Source organism: Rhizobacter sp. P5_C2, assembly GCF_054049715.1.
The window spans coordinates 1-1,682 of sequence record NZ_JBFULV010000232.1; the positions used below are offsets into that span (position 1 = coordinate 1).

At 72.5% G+C, this 1,682-nt stretch carries 2 protein-coding genes; both read left to right on the forward strand.

The genetic code is table 11. From position 1 onward, the window contains the following. Positions 1 to 915, forward strand: a 915-nt coding sequence (locus ACXJLU_RS33250) for an FAD-dependent oxidoreductase (RefSeq protein ID WP_457337992.1), incomplete at its 5' end; no start/stop codon positions are given. Beyond that, positions 912 to 1,682: phospholipase D-like domain-containing protein (locus ACXJLU_RS33255; RefSeq protein ID WP_457337993.1), on the forward strand; the 771-nt coding region annotated here is incomplete at its 3' end. The genes ACXJLU_RS33250 and ACXJLU_RS33255, both read left to right, overlap by 4 nt.

Below are 1,682 nucleotides of genomic sequence, written 5' to 3' on the forward strand. Positions count from 1 at the left end.
CGCCGCCGCGTCGCGGTGGTGGGCGCGGGGCCGGCCGGGCTGGCGGCGGCCTGCACGCTGGCCGAGCGCGGCCATGCGGTCGACCTGTTCGATTCGGCGGCCGAGATCGGCGGGCAGTTCAACCTCGCGCGGCGCGTGCCGGGCAAGGAGGAATTCTCCGAGACGCTGCGCTACTTCGCCCAGCGGCTGCAGGCGGCCGGCGTCGCGCTGCACCTGAACACGCGGGCCACGGCCGGCCTGCTGGTGGCCGGCGACTACGACCGCGTGCTGCTTGCCACCGGCGTGACGCCGCGCGACCCGAAGATCCCCGGCCAGGAGCTGCCGCACGTGCTGAGCTACCTCGACGTGCTGCTGCAGCGCAAGCCGGTCGGCGACAAGGTGGCGGTGATCGGCGCCGGCGGCATCGGCTTCGACGTCGCGGAGTTTCTCGTCACGCCGCCGGGCCAGTCGCCGACGATGAACCTCGCCGAGTGGCGGGCGGAATGGGGCGTGGCCGATCCGAGCGCGGTGCGTGGTGGCGTCGTGCCGGCGCGGCCCGCGCCGCCCGCGCGCCAGGTGGTGCTGTTGCAGCGCAAGCCCGGCAAGCTCGGCAAGGGCCTGGGCAAGACCACCGGCTGGATCCACCGCGCGGCGCTGCAGATGAAGCAGGTCGAGATGATCGGCGGCGTCAACTACGAGCGCATCACGCCGCAGGGTTTGTTCGTGACCTATGGCGAGCAGCGGCGCGACGGCCAGCTGATCGAGTGCGACACCGTCGTGCTGTGCGCCGGCCAGGTGCCGCTGCGCGAACTGCTGGAACCCTTGCGCGCCTCGGGTGTGGACGCTGACTTGATCGGTGGCGCGGACGAAGCCACCGAACTCGACGCCAAGCGCGCGATCGACCAGGGCACACGGATTGCCCTGGCGCTTGAATGAGCCGTCTGTTGCGCACCGCCTTCGTCACCCTGCTGTTCTGCCTCACCGGCCTGGGGGGCTGCGCCAGCCTGCCGCCGCCGGTGCCGCGCCCGCCGGTGCAGGCGCTGGCCGACCCGGAGAACACCGCGCTCGGCAAGTTCGTCGCGGCCAATGCGCCGGCGCCCGGCATTTCGGGGTTCCGCGTGCTGGCCTCGGGCGACGATGCGTTCGCCGCGCTGAGTGCGCTGGCCGACCGGGCGCAGAAGACGCTCGACCTGCAGTACTACCTGATCCACAGCGACGAATCGTCACGTGCGCTGATGCAGCGCGTGCGTGCGGCCGCTGACCGCGGCGTGCGCGTGCGGCTGCTGATCGACGACCTGAACACCGCCGGCCAGGACGACGCGCTGATGCGCCTGACGCAGCACCCGCGCATCGAGGTGCGGCTGTACAACCCGTTCCCGTCCGGCCGCATGGCGACGCTGAGCCGGGTGATGGCCTCGCTGACCGACGCCGGGCGCATCAACCACCGGATGCACAACAAGATGTTCGTGGCCGACAACGCGCTGGCGTCGACCGGCGGGCGCAACCTCGGCGACGCCTACTTCGTGCAGAGCGCACAGAGCAACTTCCTCGACATCGACGTGCTGGTGGCCGGGCCGGCCGTGCGCGCGCTGTCGGCGGTGTTCGACGGCTTCTGGAACGACCCGCTGGCCTACCCGATCGGCGTGGTGACCGGCCAGCCGGCGGCCGCACCGGCCCCGGCCAGCGAGGCCTCGGCGCCCGAC